The sequence below is a fragment of the Burkholderiales bacterium genome, assembly GCA_015075645.1.
Lineage (GTDB): Bacteria > Pseudomonadota > Gammaproteobacteria > Burkholderiales > Casimicrobiaceae > VBCG01.
Genome location: JABTUF010000001.1, coordinates 33,781 through 49,118, shown reverse-complemented (window position 1 = coordinate 49,118; position 15,338 = coordinate 33,781). Strand labels below are relative to the sequence as shown.

13 protein-coding genes and 1 pseudogene are annotated in these 15,338 nt (G+C 68.7%); 10 read left to right on the top strand and 4 right to left on the bottom strand.

Annotation, left to right across the window (positions count from 1 at the left end):
• Positions 1–2 precede the first annotated feature (2 nt).
• Together HS109_00215 and HS109_00210 are read left to right on the top strand one after the other, a co-directional pair.
• Positions 3–974, top strand: coding sequence for a tripartite tricarboxylate transporter substrate binding protein (locus HS109_00215; protein ID MBE7520792.1), 972 nt, complete (start codon positions 3–5; stop codon positions 972–974).
• 27 nt (positions 975–1,001) lie between these two features.
• The gene (locus tag HS109_00210) at positions 1,002–2,021 is read left to right on the top strand and encodes an NADP-dependent oxidoreductase (GenBank protein ID MBE7520791.1); all 1,020 of its coding nucleotides are present in this window, start codon (positions 1,002–1,004) and stop codon (positions 2,019–2,021) included.
• A 121-nt stretch (positions 2,022–2,142) separates the two neighbouring features.
• Here the strand turns inward: HS109_00210 and HS109_00205 are convergent, their stop codons facing one another.
• On the bottom strand, positions 2,143–2,925 hold the full coding sequence (locus HS109_00205; protein ID MBE7520790.1) for a GntR family transcriptional regulator: 783 nt from the start codon (positions 2,923–2,925) through the stop codon (positions 2,143–2,145).
• A gap of 194 nt (positions 2,926–3,119) precedes the next feature.
• On the bottom strand, positions 3,120–3,323 hold the full coding sequence (locus HS109_00200) for a cold-shock protein (GenBank protein MBE7520789.1): 204 nt from the start codon (positions 3,321–3,323) through the stop codon (positions 3,120–3,122).
• Between the two features lie 613 nt (positions 3,324–3,936).
• On the opposite strand from HS109_00200, the pseudogene HS109_00195 reads away from it, so the two are divergent.
• Positions 3,937–4,886 (top strand): annotated as a pseudogene (locus HS109_00195) (IS110 family transposase).
• Between the two features lie 644 nt (positions 4,887–5,530).
• Here the strand turns inward: HS109_00195 and HS109_00190 are convergent.
• The gene (locus HS109_00190) at positions 5,531–7,285 is read right to left on the bottom strand and encodes a hypothetical protein (protein MBE7520788.1); all 1,755 of its coding nucleotides are present in this window, start codon (positions 7,283–7,285) and stop codon (positions 5,531–5,533) included.
• 184 nt (positions 7,286–7,469) lie between these two features.
• Between HS109_00190 and HS109_00185 the strand changes: the two genes are divergently transcribed.
• From HS109_00185 to HS109_00160, 6 genes are all read left to right on the top strand, one after another.
• The gene (locus tag HS109_00185) at positions 7,470–8,435 is read left to right on the top strand and encodes a C-terminal binding protein (GenBank protein MBE7520787.1); all 966 of its coding nucleotides are present in this window, start codon (positions 7,470–7,472) and stop codon (positions 8,433–8,435) included.
• A 121-nt stretch (positions 8,436–8,556) separates the two neighbouring features.
• Complete coding sequence (gene ugpC, locus HS109_00180) at positions 8,557–9,627, top strand: sn-glycerol-3-phosphate ABC transporter ATP-binding protein UgpC (protein MBE7520786.1); 1,071 nt, start codon at positions 8,557–8,559, stop codon at positions 9,625–9,627.
• Positions 9,628–9,689: 62 nt separating this feature from the next.
• Positions 9,690–11,012: an extracellular solute-binding protein gene (locus HS109_00175; protein MBE7520785.1), complete on the top strand. Its 1,323-nt coding sequence runs from the start codon at positions 9,690–9,692 to the stop codon at positions 11,010–11,012.
• 153 nt (positions 11,013–11,165) lie between these two features.
• Positions 11,166–11,513, top strand: coding sequence for a hypothetical protein (locus tag HS109_00170; GenBank protein ID MBE7520784.1), 348 nt, complete (start codon positions 11,166–11,168; stop codon positions 11,511–11,513).
• A gap of 55 nt (positions 11,514–11,568) precedes the next feature.
• Positions 11,569–12,480: a sugar ABC transporter permease gene (locus HS109_00165; protein MBE7520783.1), complete on the top strand. Its 912-nt coding sequence runs from the start codon at positions 11,569–11,571 to the stop codon at positions 12,478–12,480.
• Positions 12,477–13,349 carry a carbohydrate ABC transporter permease gene (locus tag HS109_00160; protein MBE7520782.1) on the top strand — a complete coding sequence of 291 codons (873 nt, stop codon included), beginning with the start codon at positions 12,477–12,479 and terminating at the stop codon, positions 13,347–13,349. The genes HS109_00165 and HS109_00160 overlap by 4 nt, the downstream gene beginning before the upstream one ends.
• Positions 13,350–14,047: 698 nt before the next feature.
• Here the strand turns inward: HS109_00160 and HS109_00155 are convergent.
• Complete coding sequence (locus tag HS109_00155; GenBank protein MBE7520781.1) at positions 14,048–14,512, bottom strand: transposase; 465 nt, start codon at positions 14,510–14,512, stop codon at positions 14,048–14,050.
• A gap of 486 nt (positions 14,513–14,998) precedes the next feature.
• Here HS109_00155 and grxD point away from each other — a divergent pair, with 486 nt between their 5' ends.
• A complete protein-coding gene (grxD, locus tag HS109_00150) occupies positions 14,999–15,316 on the top strand; it encodes a Grx4 family monothiol glutaredoxin (protein ID MBE7520780.1) in 318 nt (105 codons plus the stop codon).
• Positions 15,317–15,338: the final 22 nt, after the last annotated feature.

Here is a 15,338-nt window from a genome sequence, read left to right as displayed (position 1 = left end):
ACATGGACGGATGGGCGAGGCGGGTCGCAATCCTGGTATTCGGCGTGTTCGCGTTGGCGATGGCCGGAGGCGCCGCGGCCGCGTTTCCGGATCGGCCGGTCAAGCTCGTCGTCCCGTTCGCGCCGGGCGCGACGACCGACATCCTCGCGCGAATGCTCGCGGAGCGGCTCTCGGCGCGATGGGGCCAGCCGGTCGTGGTCGAGAACAAGGCCGGCGCGGGGAGCATTCTCGGCGCGGACTTCGTCGCGAAGAGCCCGGCCGACGGCTACACGATCCTGTTCGGCTCGGAGTCGCTGTCGCTGCTTCCGCATCTGCAGGACATGCCGTTCGACTGGCGCACCGACCTGAAACTCGTGTCGCAGGTAGGCTCGCTGCCGATCCTGCTCCTGTCGACGGGGAAGCGGGCCGACCTGTCGACGTTCGCGGACTTCATCGCGGTCGCGAAGGCCAACAAGGGCAAGCTCAACTACGGCACGCCGGGGGCGGCGACGGTCCATCACCTGACGATGGAGATGTTCGCGCGGGCCGCCGGCATCGAGATGACGCACGTCCCCTACAAGGGTGCGGGTCCCGCGCTCACCGATCTGATCGCCGGGCACATCGACGTGATGCCCGGCGCGGAGCCGTCGGCGAAGTCGCACATCAACGCCGGAACGGTGAAGGCGCTCGCGGTCTTCGCACCGCAGCGGATTCCCGGCCTGCCGAACGTGCCGACGTCGCGTGAGGCCGGGGTGCCGTTCGAGATGTCGTTCTGGTGGGGCGTAATGGTTCCGGGACGCACACCGCCCGAGGTCGCGCGCGAGATCGGGGCGGCCACGATGTCCGCGATCCGCGAACCGGAGATGCGCCGGAAGATGACCGACGCGGGAGTCGCTCCGATCGGAGGCACGGCCGAGGAGTTCGAGGTGTTCTTCCGCGGGCAGTTCGACGGCTGGGCGACCGTCCTCCAGGGCCTGGGTCTCAAGGCCAGATAGAGCGTCGGCGCGCCGCCGCGGCCGGCCATGGGCACGCGAACGAACCGTCGCGTCGCGCTCGCGCGCATTCCGCAGGGCGAGCCGCAGCCCGCGGACTTCGCACTCGTCGAGGATCCGTCTTCCGAGGTCGGGGCGGGGGAAGTGCTGTTGCGGACGATCTGGCTGTCGATGGATCCGTATCAGCGCAACTGGATGGCCGGGGCGCGCAATTACGGGACCGCGGCGCGGCCGGGCGCGACCGTCATCGGACGCGCGGTGAGCGAGGTCGTGTCGTCGAACGACCGGCGCTTTGCGCCCGGCGACATCGTGTGCGGGGAGACGGGCTGGCAGACGCATGCCGTCGCGCCGGCCGATGCCCTCGAATCGGTCGACGCGACGCTCGCGCCGATCTCGACCGCGCTCGGCGTGCTCGGGGCACCGGGCCTCACCGCCTGGGTCGGGATGGCCGACCTCGGGCAACCACGCAGCGGAGAGACCGTCGTGGTGTCCGCCGCAGCGGGAGCCGTCGGGTCGGTGGCGGGACAGCTAGCGCGCATCTTCGGCGCGCGTGTGGTCGGTGTCGCGGGGGATCCCCGGAAATGCCGGCATGTCGTCGAGGACCTCGGCTTTCACGCATGCGTGAGTCACCGCGACTCCGACGTCGGTGCGGCGCTCGCGCGCGAATGCCCCGGTCGCGTCGATCTCCACTTCGACAACACCGGCGGGCCTGTCACCGACGCGGTCTACGGACTGCTCGCCCGCGACGCGCGGATCGTGCTCTGCGGTCTCGTCGCCGAGTACGGTGCGGCAGACGCGCGCGGCCACGATCTTCGTCCGTTGCTGGCGGCCCAGGCGACGTTGAAGGCGTTCAGCGTGCGGCGCAACCTGCATCGCATGACGGAGTGGCGACGCCGAGGTTCCGAGTGGATTCGCGAGGGCGCGCTCGTCCATCGCGAGGATGTCGTCCGGGGCATCGAGCGTGCGCCCGAGGCGTTCATCCGGATGCTCTCCGGGCAAAGCATCGGCAAGGCGCTGGTTCAGGTGGCGGAGGATCCGTCGCCGCGTTGACGGTGGTCCCCGGACGGGAATCCGGTGCAGACACGGGCGCGCGCCCGCCGACGAACGATCGCGAGCCCGGGCAACGCCGCACGGCGGTCGAATTCGCCGCGAACCGTCGAACGAATTTCCGCTAGTCCTTCACCGTCCACTGCGGCGCCACACCGGCCCGATCGCAGGAGAGTTTGAGGCGATACTCGTAACGGTCCGGACGGTACAGTCCGTGGATGAGTTCGATCGGACGCCCTTCGGGACTCCGCACGACGCGCGTCAGCTTGATGAGCGGCGCGCTGACCTCGATCTTCAGGCGCCGCGCGACGTCGACGTCGGCGAGCGTCGCGCTGATGCGCTGTTCGGCCGCGGCGGCCAGGATGCCTGCCGTCAGCAGCATCGACAGGACAGTTCGGTTGCCCAGCGCCTCGCGCGTCACGAGCGCCGCTTCCGGCGCGCGCAGATAGCACTCGGTATAGGAAAACGGCCCGTCGCGATCGCTGCGGACGCGCTCGATGCGCAGACCCGCCGACCTGGGAGGACACTCGAGCCATCGCGCCGCGTCGTCCGGAAGCGCCACCTGATCGAAGGCGAGGATTCGCACCGTGGTCCGGTGCTCGGCGTCGGCGACGCTCTCGAGCAAGCCGCCGAAGTTCATGGGCGCGCCGTTCGGCGGAGGTGGTGTGGCGAACGTGCCGCGGCCCTGCTGGCGGACGATCAGCGCTTCGGCCTCGAGCATGGTGAGCGCGCGGCGGACGGTAACGCGCGAAACGCCGAACTCGGTGGACAGAGCCTCCTCGGCGGGCATCGGCCGTTCCGGCGGCCAGATACCGGCACGGATCCGCTGCTGCAGCACCGAGTAGACCTGGTAGTACCGCGGAACGACGTCGGCGATCACGCGGTCGCGCGCTGAGGGCTTGGTCAATCCACGCTTCGGGCGGTGTCGACTCATTTCCTCGGGCGTCTGCACGGACAGGCATGCATCGTACCTGAGCTCCGCGGGTCCGCAGGATGCGAGCGGTCGGATGCATCCATGAAGAAGGCCGGACGCCTCGCGGCGTCCGGCCTTCTCGTGTCGCTTGCCTCGGGTACCCGGCGCGAACCGGGTACCGGGGCTCGTCAGGCGGTCTGGATGTTCGACGCCTGCTTGCCCTTGGGGCCTTGGGTGACTTCGAAGCTCACCTTCTGGCCTTCCTTGAGGCTCTTGAAGCCCGGCATGTTGATCGCCGAGAAATGGGCGAAGAGATCTTCGCCGCCGCCATCGGGCGTGATGAAGCCGAAGCCCTTGGCATCGTTGAACCACTTGACGGTTCCGGTAGGCATGTCTGAATCCTTGAGAAGTAATGACAGGCGCCGGGATACCGCCCGGCCGGTGTTTCGATCTCAAGGACAGAGAGCGGGCGCGAGACCGCGTGCGCTTTCGCACTTGAAACTAAAACGGCCGGTATTCTATACTAGAACAACCCCATCCGTCTAACGGGTTTGGGGGGCTCCCGTGGGTCGGCCTTCAGGCCGACGCCCTTTGCTGCCATTGTCGAGGACTTTGTCGGGCTGAAGCCCGACCCACCGCGCTCCCCGTAGGTCGGCCTTCAGGCCGACGCTGTTCCGTCGCATCGGCACACATCCCGTCGGGCTGAAGCCCGACCCACAGCGGATCAAGCCCGACCCACCGCGCTCCCCGTGGGTCGGCCTTCAGGCCGACGCCGTTCCGTCGCATCGGCACACATCCCGTCGGGCTTGTATGTTGTTGGCAGACCGGCGCGGTAGAGTGTGGAGGAGAAGTCCGGACTCGGACGCGCAGCCTGTTTCCGGCCAGGGTAAGTCGAACCCGTGCTTCAGTCCATGGCGCGCGGCCGCGCCGGTCTTCGTGAACTCGAACGGTTACGTGCGCGGCCGTAAGGCCAGCGCGCATTGACAAGCACGAGGTGCGAAGACCATGTCCGAAATCAAGGTGGTGGTGGGGATCGATGTGGCGAAGGCGAGCGTCGAGGTGGTGACGCTGGGCGGTACGGGGCCGGCGGGGAGTTCGGGAACGATCCGGAAGGGCACACGGAGCTGGTGGCGCAGGTGCCGGCGGGGCGCTGGTGGTGATGGAGGCCACCGGAGGCTGGCGAAGCGCCGCTGGCGTGTGCGCTGCAGGCGGCGGGCTGGCGGTGGCGGTGGTCAATCCGAAGCGGGCGCGGGACTTTGCCAAGGGGTGCGCTCCGGGGCGAAGACGGACCGGATCGATGCGCGGGTGCTGGCCGAGTTCGGGCAGATGCTGAGGCACAAGCCGGACTTCCAACGCTACCTGAAACCGCCCGACGAACAGGTGCAGGACTTGGCGGCTTGGGTGACGCGCCGGCGCCAGCTGCTGGGCATGTTGCTGTCGAACGACAGCGCCTCGAGTCCTCGCGGCCCAAGGTGCGGCCGAGCATCGAGGCGATGATCGAGTCGATCAAACGCCAGCTCGACCAGATCGACCGGCAGATGCAGACCCATGTGGCGCACCACCACGAGGAACTCGACCGGTTACTTCGGTCGACCCGCGAGGCATCGGGCCGGTAGCCAGCGCGACGCGATCGCTGGGTTGCCGGAACTGGGACGCTTGGGCAGGGCCGAGATCAGCGCGCTGGGTGGGGTCGCGCCGATGGCGCGGACTCGGGGCAGAAGAAAGGACGCCGCTGGATCCGGGGGCCGCTTCGAGGTTCGCCGCGTGCTCTACATGGCCACGCTGACGGCGATCCGCAGCAATCCGGTGATCCGGGTTTCTATCTACGCCTGGTGGCTGCCGGGAAGGTCAAGAAGGTCGCGATCGTGGCGTGCATGCACAAACTCCTGCGCATCTTAACGCCATGGTTCGCGATCATCAGCCCTTCCAGGCTTGACATCCAACACGGTTACTGAAGCCCGACCCACAGCGGATCAAGCCCGACCCACAGCGGATCAAGCCCGACCCACCGCGCTCCCCGTGGGTCGGCCTTCAGGCCGACGCTGTTCCGTCGCATCGGCACACATCCCGTCGGGCCCGACCCACAGCGGATCAAGCCCGACCCACCGCGCTCCCCGTGGGTCGGCCTTCAGGCCGACGCCGTTCCGTCGCATCGGCACATCCCGTCGGGCTGAAGCCCGACCCACAGCCCTCTCCGTAGGTCGGCCTTCAGGCCGACGCTGTTCCGTCGCATCGGCACACATCCCGTCGGGCCGAAGCCCGACCCACAGCGGATCAAGCCCGACCCACCGCGCTCCCCGTGGGTCGGCCTTCAGGCCGACGCTGTTCCGTCGCATCGGCACATCCCGTCGGGCCGACCCAGCGGATCGCCGACCCACCGCGCTCCCCGTGGGTCGGCCTTCAGGCCGACGCTGTTCCGTCGCATCGGCACATCCCGTCGGGCTGAAGCCCGACCCACAGCCCTCTCCGTAGGTCGGCCTTCAGGCCGACGCTGTTCCGTCGCATCGGCACACATCCCGTCGGGCTGAAGCCCGACCCACAGCGGATCAAGCCCGACCCACAGCGGATCAAGCCCGACCCACAGTAGCTCCAGCCCGACCTACAGAGACTGCCCGGCTCCCCAATCGCCGACCGTGTGCCGGCGCTCCTCTTCCGCGAGCACCGGGATGGCCGCGGGATGCGAGGGGGTGGCCGCGGAGAGCGCGGGCACCGCCACCGCGAGCCCCGCCCGGACGTCCGGATCCGCGAGCGCGCGCCGCAGCGCCGCCTGGTCCGCCCACGCGGGCCTGCCCTCGACGACCGAAAGCCAGATCCGCCCGCTCGCCTGGTCGGCGAAGTTGACGACGCGAAAACGTGCGACGCAGGCGGCGAGAAATTCCGCGTTGCGCTCGGGCGCGAGCACGGACGGGTCCGGATAGAGCGCGTCGGACGAGCGTGCGTCGATGTCGACCTTGCGGAAGCGTTCGATGTCGAGGAGGCAGGAAACGTCGAGCACGTTCAGCGTGTCGTTCCATCCGAACGCGGCGGAGCGCGGAGGCTCGCCGCGCGCGACCGTGTTGTCGAGGAACTCGAAATGCACGCGCTTGTCGCGCCGCGCGACCCAGGTGAAGAACAACCCGGGCATGCCCGAATACGCTTCGACTCCGTGCGCGAGCGTGTCGTCGACCGCCTTGTAGCGTCCGACGTCGTTGCCGCGGTTCCACGCACGCTCGACCAGCGCTGCCGGAGGCGTCACGAGGAAGAACATGTAGACGACGTGCCCGAAGCGGGTCAGCAGGTTGCTTCCCGCCTCGTCGGAATCCGGCGCGAAGCTGTCGAAGCGGAAGCGGTCGATCAGGAGATGCGTCATTCCGCCCGCGCCCGCCTTGCGGGCCATGTACCGGTCGAACTTCTGGTCGATGATGCGCAGCTCGTCGCCGGTGAACGCGCCCGCGTATTTGTACGCATCCCCGAGGCTGTCGTAGTCGAGCAATTGCTTGCGCCAGATGTCGGGACTGATCCGCGCGAACTCGTCCCAGCGCACGCCGATGCGCTCGGCGAGCGCCTTCTGCAGCGGCCGCATCGTGCTCTTGCCCGCGGCCGAGGGTCCCTTCGTGTTCATCACCAGCGGCGCATCCTGACGCGGAAGCGGCGCGTAACCTTCCGCCGCCGCGCCCTGCGCGATCACCGGCTCGAGCAGCGCGCCGATCGCGTCGCTGCCGGCGTCGTTCGCCGCGAGTTGCGTGGCGATGCGGGCGAGCGCTTCGGCGTCGCCCCAGAGCGCGCCGTGCCGCACGACCACCGCCGTTACGGTTCGGGAGAGCGCGTGCAGCGCGGCGCGCTCCACGAAATCCTCGCTCGTCCGCGCGCGCGCGTCCCAGGCGGCGATCGCGGCCTCTGGCTGCGGAGGCGCCGCATCCTCGCGCGGGGAGGCGCCGCGTCGCCCGAACAGCCGCGCGAACAGGCCCGCCCGAGGCGCTTCCGCAGGTACGGTGGCCGCGCCGAAGAGCGGCGCGAGCTCGCGCCCGACCGTCGCCTCGATCCGGCGTCGAGCGTCGTCGTACGCCGCGACGATCGCGTCGGCCTGCGGGGCGACGTGGCGCTCGAGGAGCACGCGGGCGATCCGGCGGAAATTGATGCCGAGATCCTCGATCCGCTCCCCGTCGGGGATCGAGACGTTCGCATTGGTGCGCACGAGCAGTTCGTGCAGCGCCAACCGCTCCGGCCGGAACGCGACCAGATCGCACGGCGCCATGCCGGTCAGGTCGGCAAACTCCCGCGCCTGCGCGAGCGGAGTCGACACGTTCTCGGGCCGGTAGACGGTCGCGAGCGGGAGGAGGGACGCCGGAATCTCCGACTCCACGCCGGGTTCCACGGGCCGAACCCGGATTCGTCGCGGGAGTGGGAAGGCATGGCGTGCGCGCGGGGCAGGTCGCGATCTGCGACGTTACACATCGGGCCGGTCAGAGGCAACGAAACCCGCCTCCCGAGCGGCCCGCTGCTTGACCGCCTCCCGCCCGCTCGGCAAGATGCGCCGTCACCGACGGCCCATGGTTCCGATGCACCGGATTCTCTTCTCCGACCACGACTACCACGACATCTCGCTCGAGCGCGACCTCCTCGCCCGGCAGGGCATCGAGATCGAGGTCGCGAACTGCAGGACCGAGGACGAGGTCATCCGCGCGGCGAAGGGCTTCCGCGGAATCCTGCTGCAGTACGCGCCGATCACCGAGCGCGTTCTCGCCGCGCTCCCCGATCTTTGCATCGTGAGCCGGATCGGCGCGGGCTTCGACACGATCGACACCGCGGCCTGCGCGCGCCACGGCGTGTGGGTCGCCAATTCGCCCGACTACGGCGTCGGCGAGGTGGCGACGCACGCGCTCGCGCTCGCCCTCGCGCTGGTGCGCAACGTCGTCATGTGGGACCGCGACGTCAAGGCGGGCACCTGGCACTACACGTCGGCCGGACCGGTCCCTCGCGCCTCCGACCTGACGCTCGGGATCGTGGGGCTGGGCCGCATCGGCAAGCGCATGGCCCACGTGTCGCGCAACCTGTTCCGGCGCGTCGTCGCGGCCGACCCGTACCTGATCGACGGCGACTTTCCCGCCTACGTCGAGCGCGCCACGCTGCCGAAGCTCTTCGAGACGGCCGACATCGTGTCGCTGCACGTGCCGTTGAACGACGAGACCCGCGGGATGATCAACGCGGCGCTCCTCGACTCGATGCGGCCGGGGAGCTTCCTCGTCAACACGGCGCGCGGCGCGGTGCTCGACGTCGATGCGGCGGTGGCCGCGCTCGACCGCGGCACGCTCGCCGGCCTCGCGCTCGACGTGCTCCCGCAGGAGCCGGTGCCCCCGGGCTCTCCGCTGGTCGCGCACCCGCGTGTTATCCTGACTCCGCACTCGGCGTTCTACTCGGTGGAGTCGGAGAAGGAGTTGCGCCGCAAGGCCGCGCAGAATCTCGCGACCTGGTTCCACTCCGGCAGGCCCGACTACGTGGTGAGCGCCGGCACGCGCAAGCCGTAGTGCGCACCGTCGGAACGCCGCGAACCGTCGAGCGAGCTTCCGACCCGGCACATCGGCCCACGACGCTGCGCGGCCACGCCCGGCCGCGCCGCGCGACATCACGAAGGGCGGGAGGAGCTTCATGGCCGCGGTCACCATCGCCGCCGTGCACAAGCACTTCGGTTCGACGCACGTGATCCGCGGCGTCGACGTGGCCATTCCCGACGGCGAGTTCTGCGTGCTCGTCGGTCCCTCCGGCTGCGGCAAGTCGACGCTCCTGCGGATGGTCGCCGGGCTCGAGGAGATCAGCGACGGCGAGATCCGCATCGGCGAACGCGTGGTCAACCGCGTGCCGCCGAAGGAGCGCGACGTCGCGATGGTGTTCCAGAACTACGCGCTCTATCCGCACATGACGGTGCGCGACAACATGTCGTTCGCGCTGATGCTCGCGAAGAAGCCGAAGGACGAGATCGCGCGCCACGTCGCTCGCGCAGCGGAGATTCTGGGCCTGGGCGCGCTCCTCGACCGCTACCCGCGCCAGCTCTCGGGCGGGCAGCGCCAGCGCGTCGCGATGGGCCGCGCGATCGTGCGCAATCCGCAGGTGTTCCTGTTCGACGAGCCGCTGTCGAACCTCGACGCGAAGCTCCGCGTCCAGATGCGCACCGAGATCCGCGAACTGCACCAGCGCCTGAAGACGACCTCGATCTACGTCACCCACGACCAGATCGAGGCGATGACGATGGCCGACCGGATCGTCGTGATGCGCGACGGCATCGTCGAGCAGTCGGGCGCGCCGCTCGACCTCTACGACCGGCCGGTGAACACCTTCGTCGCCGGCTTCATCGGCTCGCCCGCGATGAATCTCCTGCCCGGCGTCGTGCGCCGCGCGGGCGCGGGCGCGAGCGTGACGCTCGGCGCCGGAGCCACGATGGCGCTGCGCGACGCGCCCGAGGACGGCCGCGAGGTCCTCTACGGCATCCGTCCCGAGCACCTGGCGCTCGCCGCGCCGGACGCGGGGATCGCGGGCGACGTGGTCGTCGTCGAGCCGACCGGCGCCGACACGCAGGTGGTGTGCCGCGTCGGTGCCCAGGACGTGATCGCGGTCATCAAGGATCGCGTCGCCTGCCGCGCGGGCGATCGCATCGGCCTCGCGCCGGACCCGGCGAAGGCGCACGTGTTCGACGCGGCGAGCGGAACGAGACTCGCCGCGTAGGCATCCCGGCATCGAGCGCAAGACCAGACGGCTCGACGTTCAACCACGGAGGAGGAGCAGCGATGAGCGAGTACAGGCGGCGGGATTTCCTGAAATCGACGGCCGGCGTGGCCGCGGGCGCGGCGCTCGGCGGCGGCACGGCGCTCTTCGCCGGCGAGGCGGCGGCGCAGCAGTGGCACGGCAAGCCGGAGAAGGGCGCGAAGCTGCGCGTGTTGCGCTGGAAGCGCTTCGTGCAGGGCGACGAGGACGTGTGGGCCGCGAACACCGCGGCGTTCACGAAGAAGACCGGCATCGAGGTGCGCGTCGACGCGGAGGGCTGGGAGGACGTCCGGCCGAAGGCCGCGGTGGCCGCGAACGTCGGCAGCGGTCCGGACATCATCATCAGCACGATGGAGGACGCGCACCAGTATCCGGAGAAGCTCGTCGACGTCTCCGACCTCGCGAACTACCTCGGCGCCAAGTACGGCGGCTGGTACCCGCTCGCGAAGGACTACGGGATGCACGGCGGCAAATGGGTCGCGATCATGATGGGCGCGGCGGGGAACGCCATCGTCTACCGCGAGAGCGCGGTGAAGGCGGCGGGCTTCGACACCGTGCCGCGCGACATGGCCGGCTTCCTCAAGCTCTGCCAGGCGCTGAAGGCCAAGGGCACGCCGGCGGGCTTCGCGCTCGGCAACGCGACCGGCGACTCGAGCTGGACGCACTGGCTCGTGTGGGCGCACGGCGGCAAGCTCGTCGACGCGAAGAACAACGTCGTCATCAACAGCCCCGAGACGGTCGCCGCGCTGGAATACGCGAAGCAGCTCTACGAGACCTTCGTCCCGGGCACGCTCTCCTGGCTCGACCCGAACAACAACAAGGCGTTCCTCGACGGGCAGCTCTTCCTGACCGCGAACGGCATCTCGGTCTACTACGCGGCGAAGACCTCGAAGGATCCCAAGCTGCAGGAGATGGCGAACGACATCCAGCACGCGTACTTCCCGCTGGGCCTCGACGGCAAGGCGCGCGAGCTGAACCTCGTGTTCCCGATGATGATCTTCAAGTATTCCAAGTACCCGAACGCTGCGAAGGAGTACCTCCGCTTCATGATGGAGAAGGAACAGTACGTGCCGTGGCAGGAGGCGTCGATCGGCTACGTGTGCCATCCGCTCGCCGCCTACGAGAAGAGCGCGTTCTGGACCGCGGACCCGAAGCGCATCCCCTACCGCGACTGCTTCAAGAACGGCACGGCCGGCGGCTACGCGGGAACGATGGGCTACGCGTCGGCGGCCGCCATCGCGGACTTCATCATCCCGAACATGGTCGCCGAGGCGGGCTCGGGCGCGAAGACGCCGAAGGAGGCCGCCGAGCGCGCGAAGCGGGCGGAGCGTTATTACAAGGTCTGAGCAGGACGGCGCGCGGCGCCCTCGCGGCGCCGCGCGCCGAAGGCGCAGGAACAGCGCGATCGCGAGGCCGACGCGATCGCGCGCGAGAACATCGGCCGGCAGTCGCCGGGACTTCCCGGCGGTACGTGCAGTGAACCTCAGACAGGAGGCCGCATGGCCAGAAGAACCGTGATGTACAGCAGCAAGGGCAAGAAGCTCTACGCGGTGCGCGACAAGTCCGGCCAGTTCAAGGACATCCAGCAGTACTCGCGCGCGCACGCGATGGACATCAAGCGCGGCAGCGGAGCGGAAAAGAAGGCCGCGAAGAAGACCGCGAAGAAGACGACGAAGAAGAAGGCCGCGAAGAAGACGGTGAAGAAGACCGCGGCGAAGCGCCCGGTGAAGCGCCGGGCGACCAAACGCACCGGCGTCGCGAAGCGCGCGGTGAAGCGCGTCGTGCGCCGCGCGAAGAAGGCGGTCCGCAAGGTCAAGCGCGCCGTGCGGCGCGCCGTGAAGAAGTAGCGAGCCGGTTGCGCCCGGCGGCGGATCCGCCGGGCGCCCTTCCCAAGGGATCCCGATGAGCGGCGCGACGTCACGCTGGCTCGACAACCGCAACGTCCTCGGGCTGCTGTTCCTCGCGCCCGCGGCCGCGATCCTGCTGGTGTTCCTCACCTACCCGCTGGGACTCGGCACCTGGCTCGGGTTCACCGACGCCAAGATCGGCCGCAGCGGAGAATGGGTCGGGCTCGAGAACTTCGTCTTCCTGTGGGGCGATTCGGTCACGCGGCTCGCGCTGTTCAACACGCTCTTCTACACGCTGGTCGCGAGCGTCATCAAGTTCGGGCTCGGGCTGTGGCTCGCGGTGCTGCTGAACGAGCACCTGCCGTTCAAGGCGTTCCTGCGGGCGATCGTGCTCCTGCCGTTCATCGTGCCGACCGCGCTCTCCGCGATCGCGTTCTGGTGGATCTACGACAGCCAGTTCTCGATCATCAGCTGGGGGCTGGTGAAGCTCGGGCTGATCGACCAGTACATCGACTTCCTCGGCGACCCGTGGAACGCGCGCTTCGCCACGATCGCGGCGAACATCTGGCGCGGCGTGCCGTTCATCGCGATCTGCCTCCTCGCCGGCCTGCAGACGATTTCGCCGTCGCTCTACGAGGCGGCCGCGCTCGACGGGGCGTCCGGCTGGCAGCGCTTCCGCCACGTCACGCTGCCGCTCCTGACGCCGATCATCGCGGTCGTGATGACGTTCTCGGTGCTGTTCACGTTCACCGACTTCCAGTTGATCTACGTGCTGACGCGCGGCGGTCCGCTCAACGCGACGCACCTGATGGCGACGCTGTCGTTCCAGCGCGCGATCTCGGGCGGGAGCCTGGGCGAGGGCGCCGCGATCGCGACCGCGATGGTGCCGTTCCTGCTCGCGGCGATCCTCGCGAGCTACTACGGCCTGCAGCGCCGCGCGTGGCAGCAGGGCGGGTCCGACCGATGAGCAAGGATGCGTCCGACAGCACCGGCATGGCCTACCTCGCGACGAGGCGCCATCGCCTCGTCGTGGTGTGGCTGCCGCTCGCGATGTTCCTGATCGCGCTCCTGTTCCCGTTCTACTGGATGGCGATCACGGCGTTCAAGCCGAACGAGGAGCTCTTGTCGCGCGAAGGCAACCCGTTCTGGGTGCAGAACCCGACCTTCGACCACATCCGCAAACTGCTGTTCGACACCGCCTACCCGGACTGGCTCATCAACACGATGATCGTGTCGGTCGTCGCGACGTTCGTCTCGCTCCTGTGCAGCGTCCTCGCCGCCTACGCGATCGAGCGGCTGCGCTTCCGCGGCTCGCGCTACGTCGGGCTGTCGGTCTTCCTCGCCTACCTCGTGCCGCCGTCGATCCTGTTCATCCCGCTCGCGACGATCGTCTACAAGCTGCAGCTCTTCGACACGCGGCTCGCGCTGATCCTCACCTACCCGACGTTCCTGATCCCGTTCTGCACCTGGCTCTTGATGGGCTACTTCAAGAGCATCCCGTTCGAGCTCGAGGAGTGCGCGCTGATCGACGGCGCGACCCGCTGGCAGATCCTGGTCAAGATCGTGCTGCCGCTCGCCGTGCCGGGCTTGATCTCGGCGGGCATCTTCGCCTTCACGCTGTCGTGGAACGAGTTCATCTACGCGCTCACCTTCGTCTCGTCGTCCGAGGTGAAGACGGTGCCGGTCGGCGTCGTGACCGAACTGGTCGAGGGCGACGTCTACCACTGGGGCTCGCTGATGGCGGGCGCGCTCCTGGGCTCGCTCCCCGTCGCGATCCTCTATTCGTTCTTCGTCGAGTACTACGTCTCCGGTCTCACCGGCGCCGTGAAGGAGTAGGTCGCGCTTCAGCCCCTGTGGGTCGGGCTTGAGCCCGACGAGCCCATTGGATGTGGGTCGGGCTTCAGCCCGACACGTACATTTCGCTGCAACCGCGTCGGCCTGAAGGCCGACCTACGGGGGAGGGTTGTGGGTCGGGCTTCAGCCCGACGAGCGCAGCGCTTGTAGGTCGGGCTTCAGCCCGACACGTGCATTTCGCTGCAACCGCGTCGGCCTGAAGGCCGACCTACGGGGGAGGGTTGTGGGTCGGGCTTCAAGCCCGACAAGCCCATTGGATGTGGGTCGGGCTTCAGCCCGACACGTGCATTTCGCTGCAACCGCGTCGGCCTGAAGGCCGACCTACGGGAGAGGGTTGTGGGTCGGGCTTCAGCCCGACGAGCGCAGCGCTTGTAGGTCGGGCTTCAGCCCGACACGTGCATTTCGCTGCAACCGCGTCGGCCTGAAGGCCGACCTACGGGAGAGGGTTGTGGGTCGGGCTTCAGCCCGACGAGCGCAGCGCTTGTAGGTCGGGCTTCAGCCCGACACGTGCATTTCGCTGCAACCGCGTCGGCCTGAAGGCCGACCTACGGGGGAGGGTTGTGGGTCGGGCTTCAAGCCCGACAACGTTCGCGCCGACACTACGAAACGGCGTCGGCCTGAAGGCCGACCTACGTGGGGATGGTGGTGGGTCGGGCTTCAGCCCGACAGGCGTCATGCGCCTAGTCCGGAACGATATTCTCGAACGAAACGGCGTCCCAGAACGGATAGTCGCGCAACGACGCGACGATCCCCGCACGCAATGGATTGGCGCAGACGTACCGCGCGACCGCCTCGACGGATTCTTCGCGCCGCAGCGCGTGATCGTGAAAGCTCGGCTGCCAGATCCGATCGCCATTCTGCGTTGCCATTCCGATCGCCCGACTCGTACGACCCTTGAGCCGCCCGACGGCCTGCTCGAACCGGCACCGGCCGAGCTGCACGAGCAGGTGCACGTGATCGGGCATGATCACCCAAGCGATGAGCGTCCAATCCTCGTCGCGCCCGGATTGCGCGATCGCACGTGCAAGGATGCAGGCCGCATCGAAGACGCCGAAGACCGGCTGCCGATGGAGCGTCGCGGCGGTGACCAGATACACCCGTCCCTCCGTCGATCGACGCCCGCGTCGCAGATCGTTGTAGCTCATCGGTTGCGTATCCGTGGCGATGGGGCGAGCGTGCCTCGGCGTGAGCGAACCCGCCTTCGGACGATTGGATGAGTGATGTCGATGTTGTGTCGGGCTGAAGCCCGACCCACGGCAGGGCGCCTGTCGGGCTGAAGCCCGACCCACGGAGGAGGTGGTGGGTCGGCCTTCAGGCCGACATCGCATCCCGTAGGTCGGCCTTCAGGCCGACATCGCATCCCGTAGGTCGGCCTTCAGGCCGACATCAGGAGACAGAGGACAGTCGCATCGGCGATTCCCGGGGCGGCGCATCGAGCGCGGGAAGGGTCTACCGTGTCGGGCTGAAGCCCGACCCACCGGAGACGGGCCCGTCGGGTTACTGAAGCCCGACCCACCGGAGACGGGCCTGTCGGGCTTGAAGCCCGACCCACGGAGACCGTAGCCCGATCCACGGGTTTCCGCGGTGCGCTACCATATCCGGTTCGACGGGCGAAAACCGGAGCAGGAGCCATGGACACCCAGGACAAGATCCGCGACCAGGTGAAGGGCCACCACGTGGTCCTCTACATGAAGGGCACGCCGCAGTTCCCGCAGTGCGGCTTCTCGGCCACCGCGGCCGAGATCCTGAAGCGCTGCGGCGTGGACGAATACTTCAGCGTGAACGTGCTGGCCGACGCCGACGTGCGCGAGGGCATCAAGCAGTACGCGAACTGGCCGACGATCCCGCAGCTCTACGTCGACGGCGAATTCGTCGGCGGCTGCGACATCATGCGCGAGATGTACGCGAACGGCGAGTTGCAGGAACTCCTGGGCAAGAGCGCCGCCTGACCCGCGGCGCACGTCCCCGGGA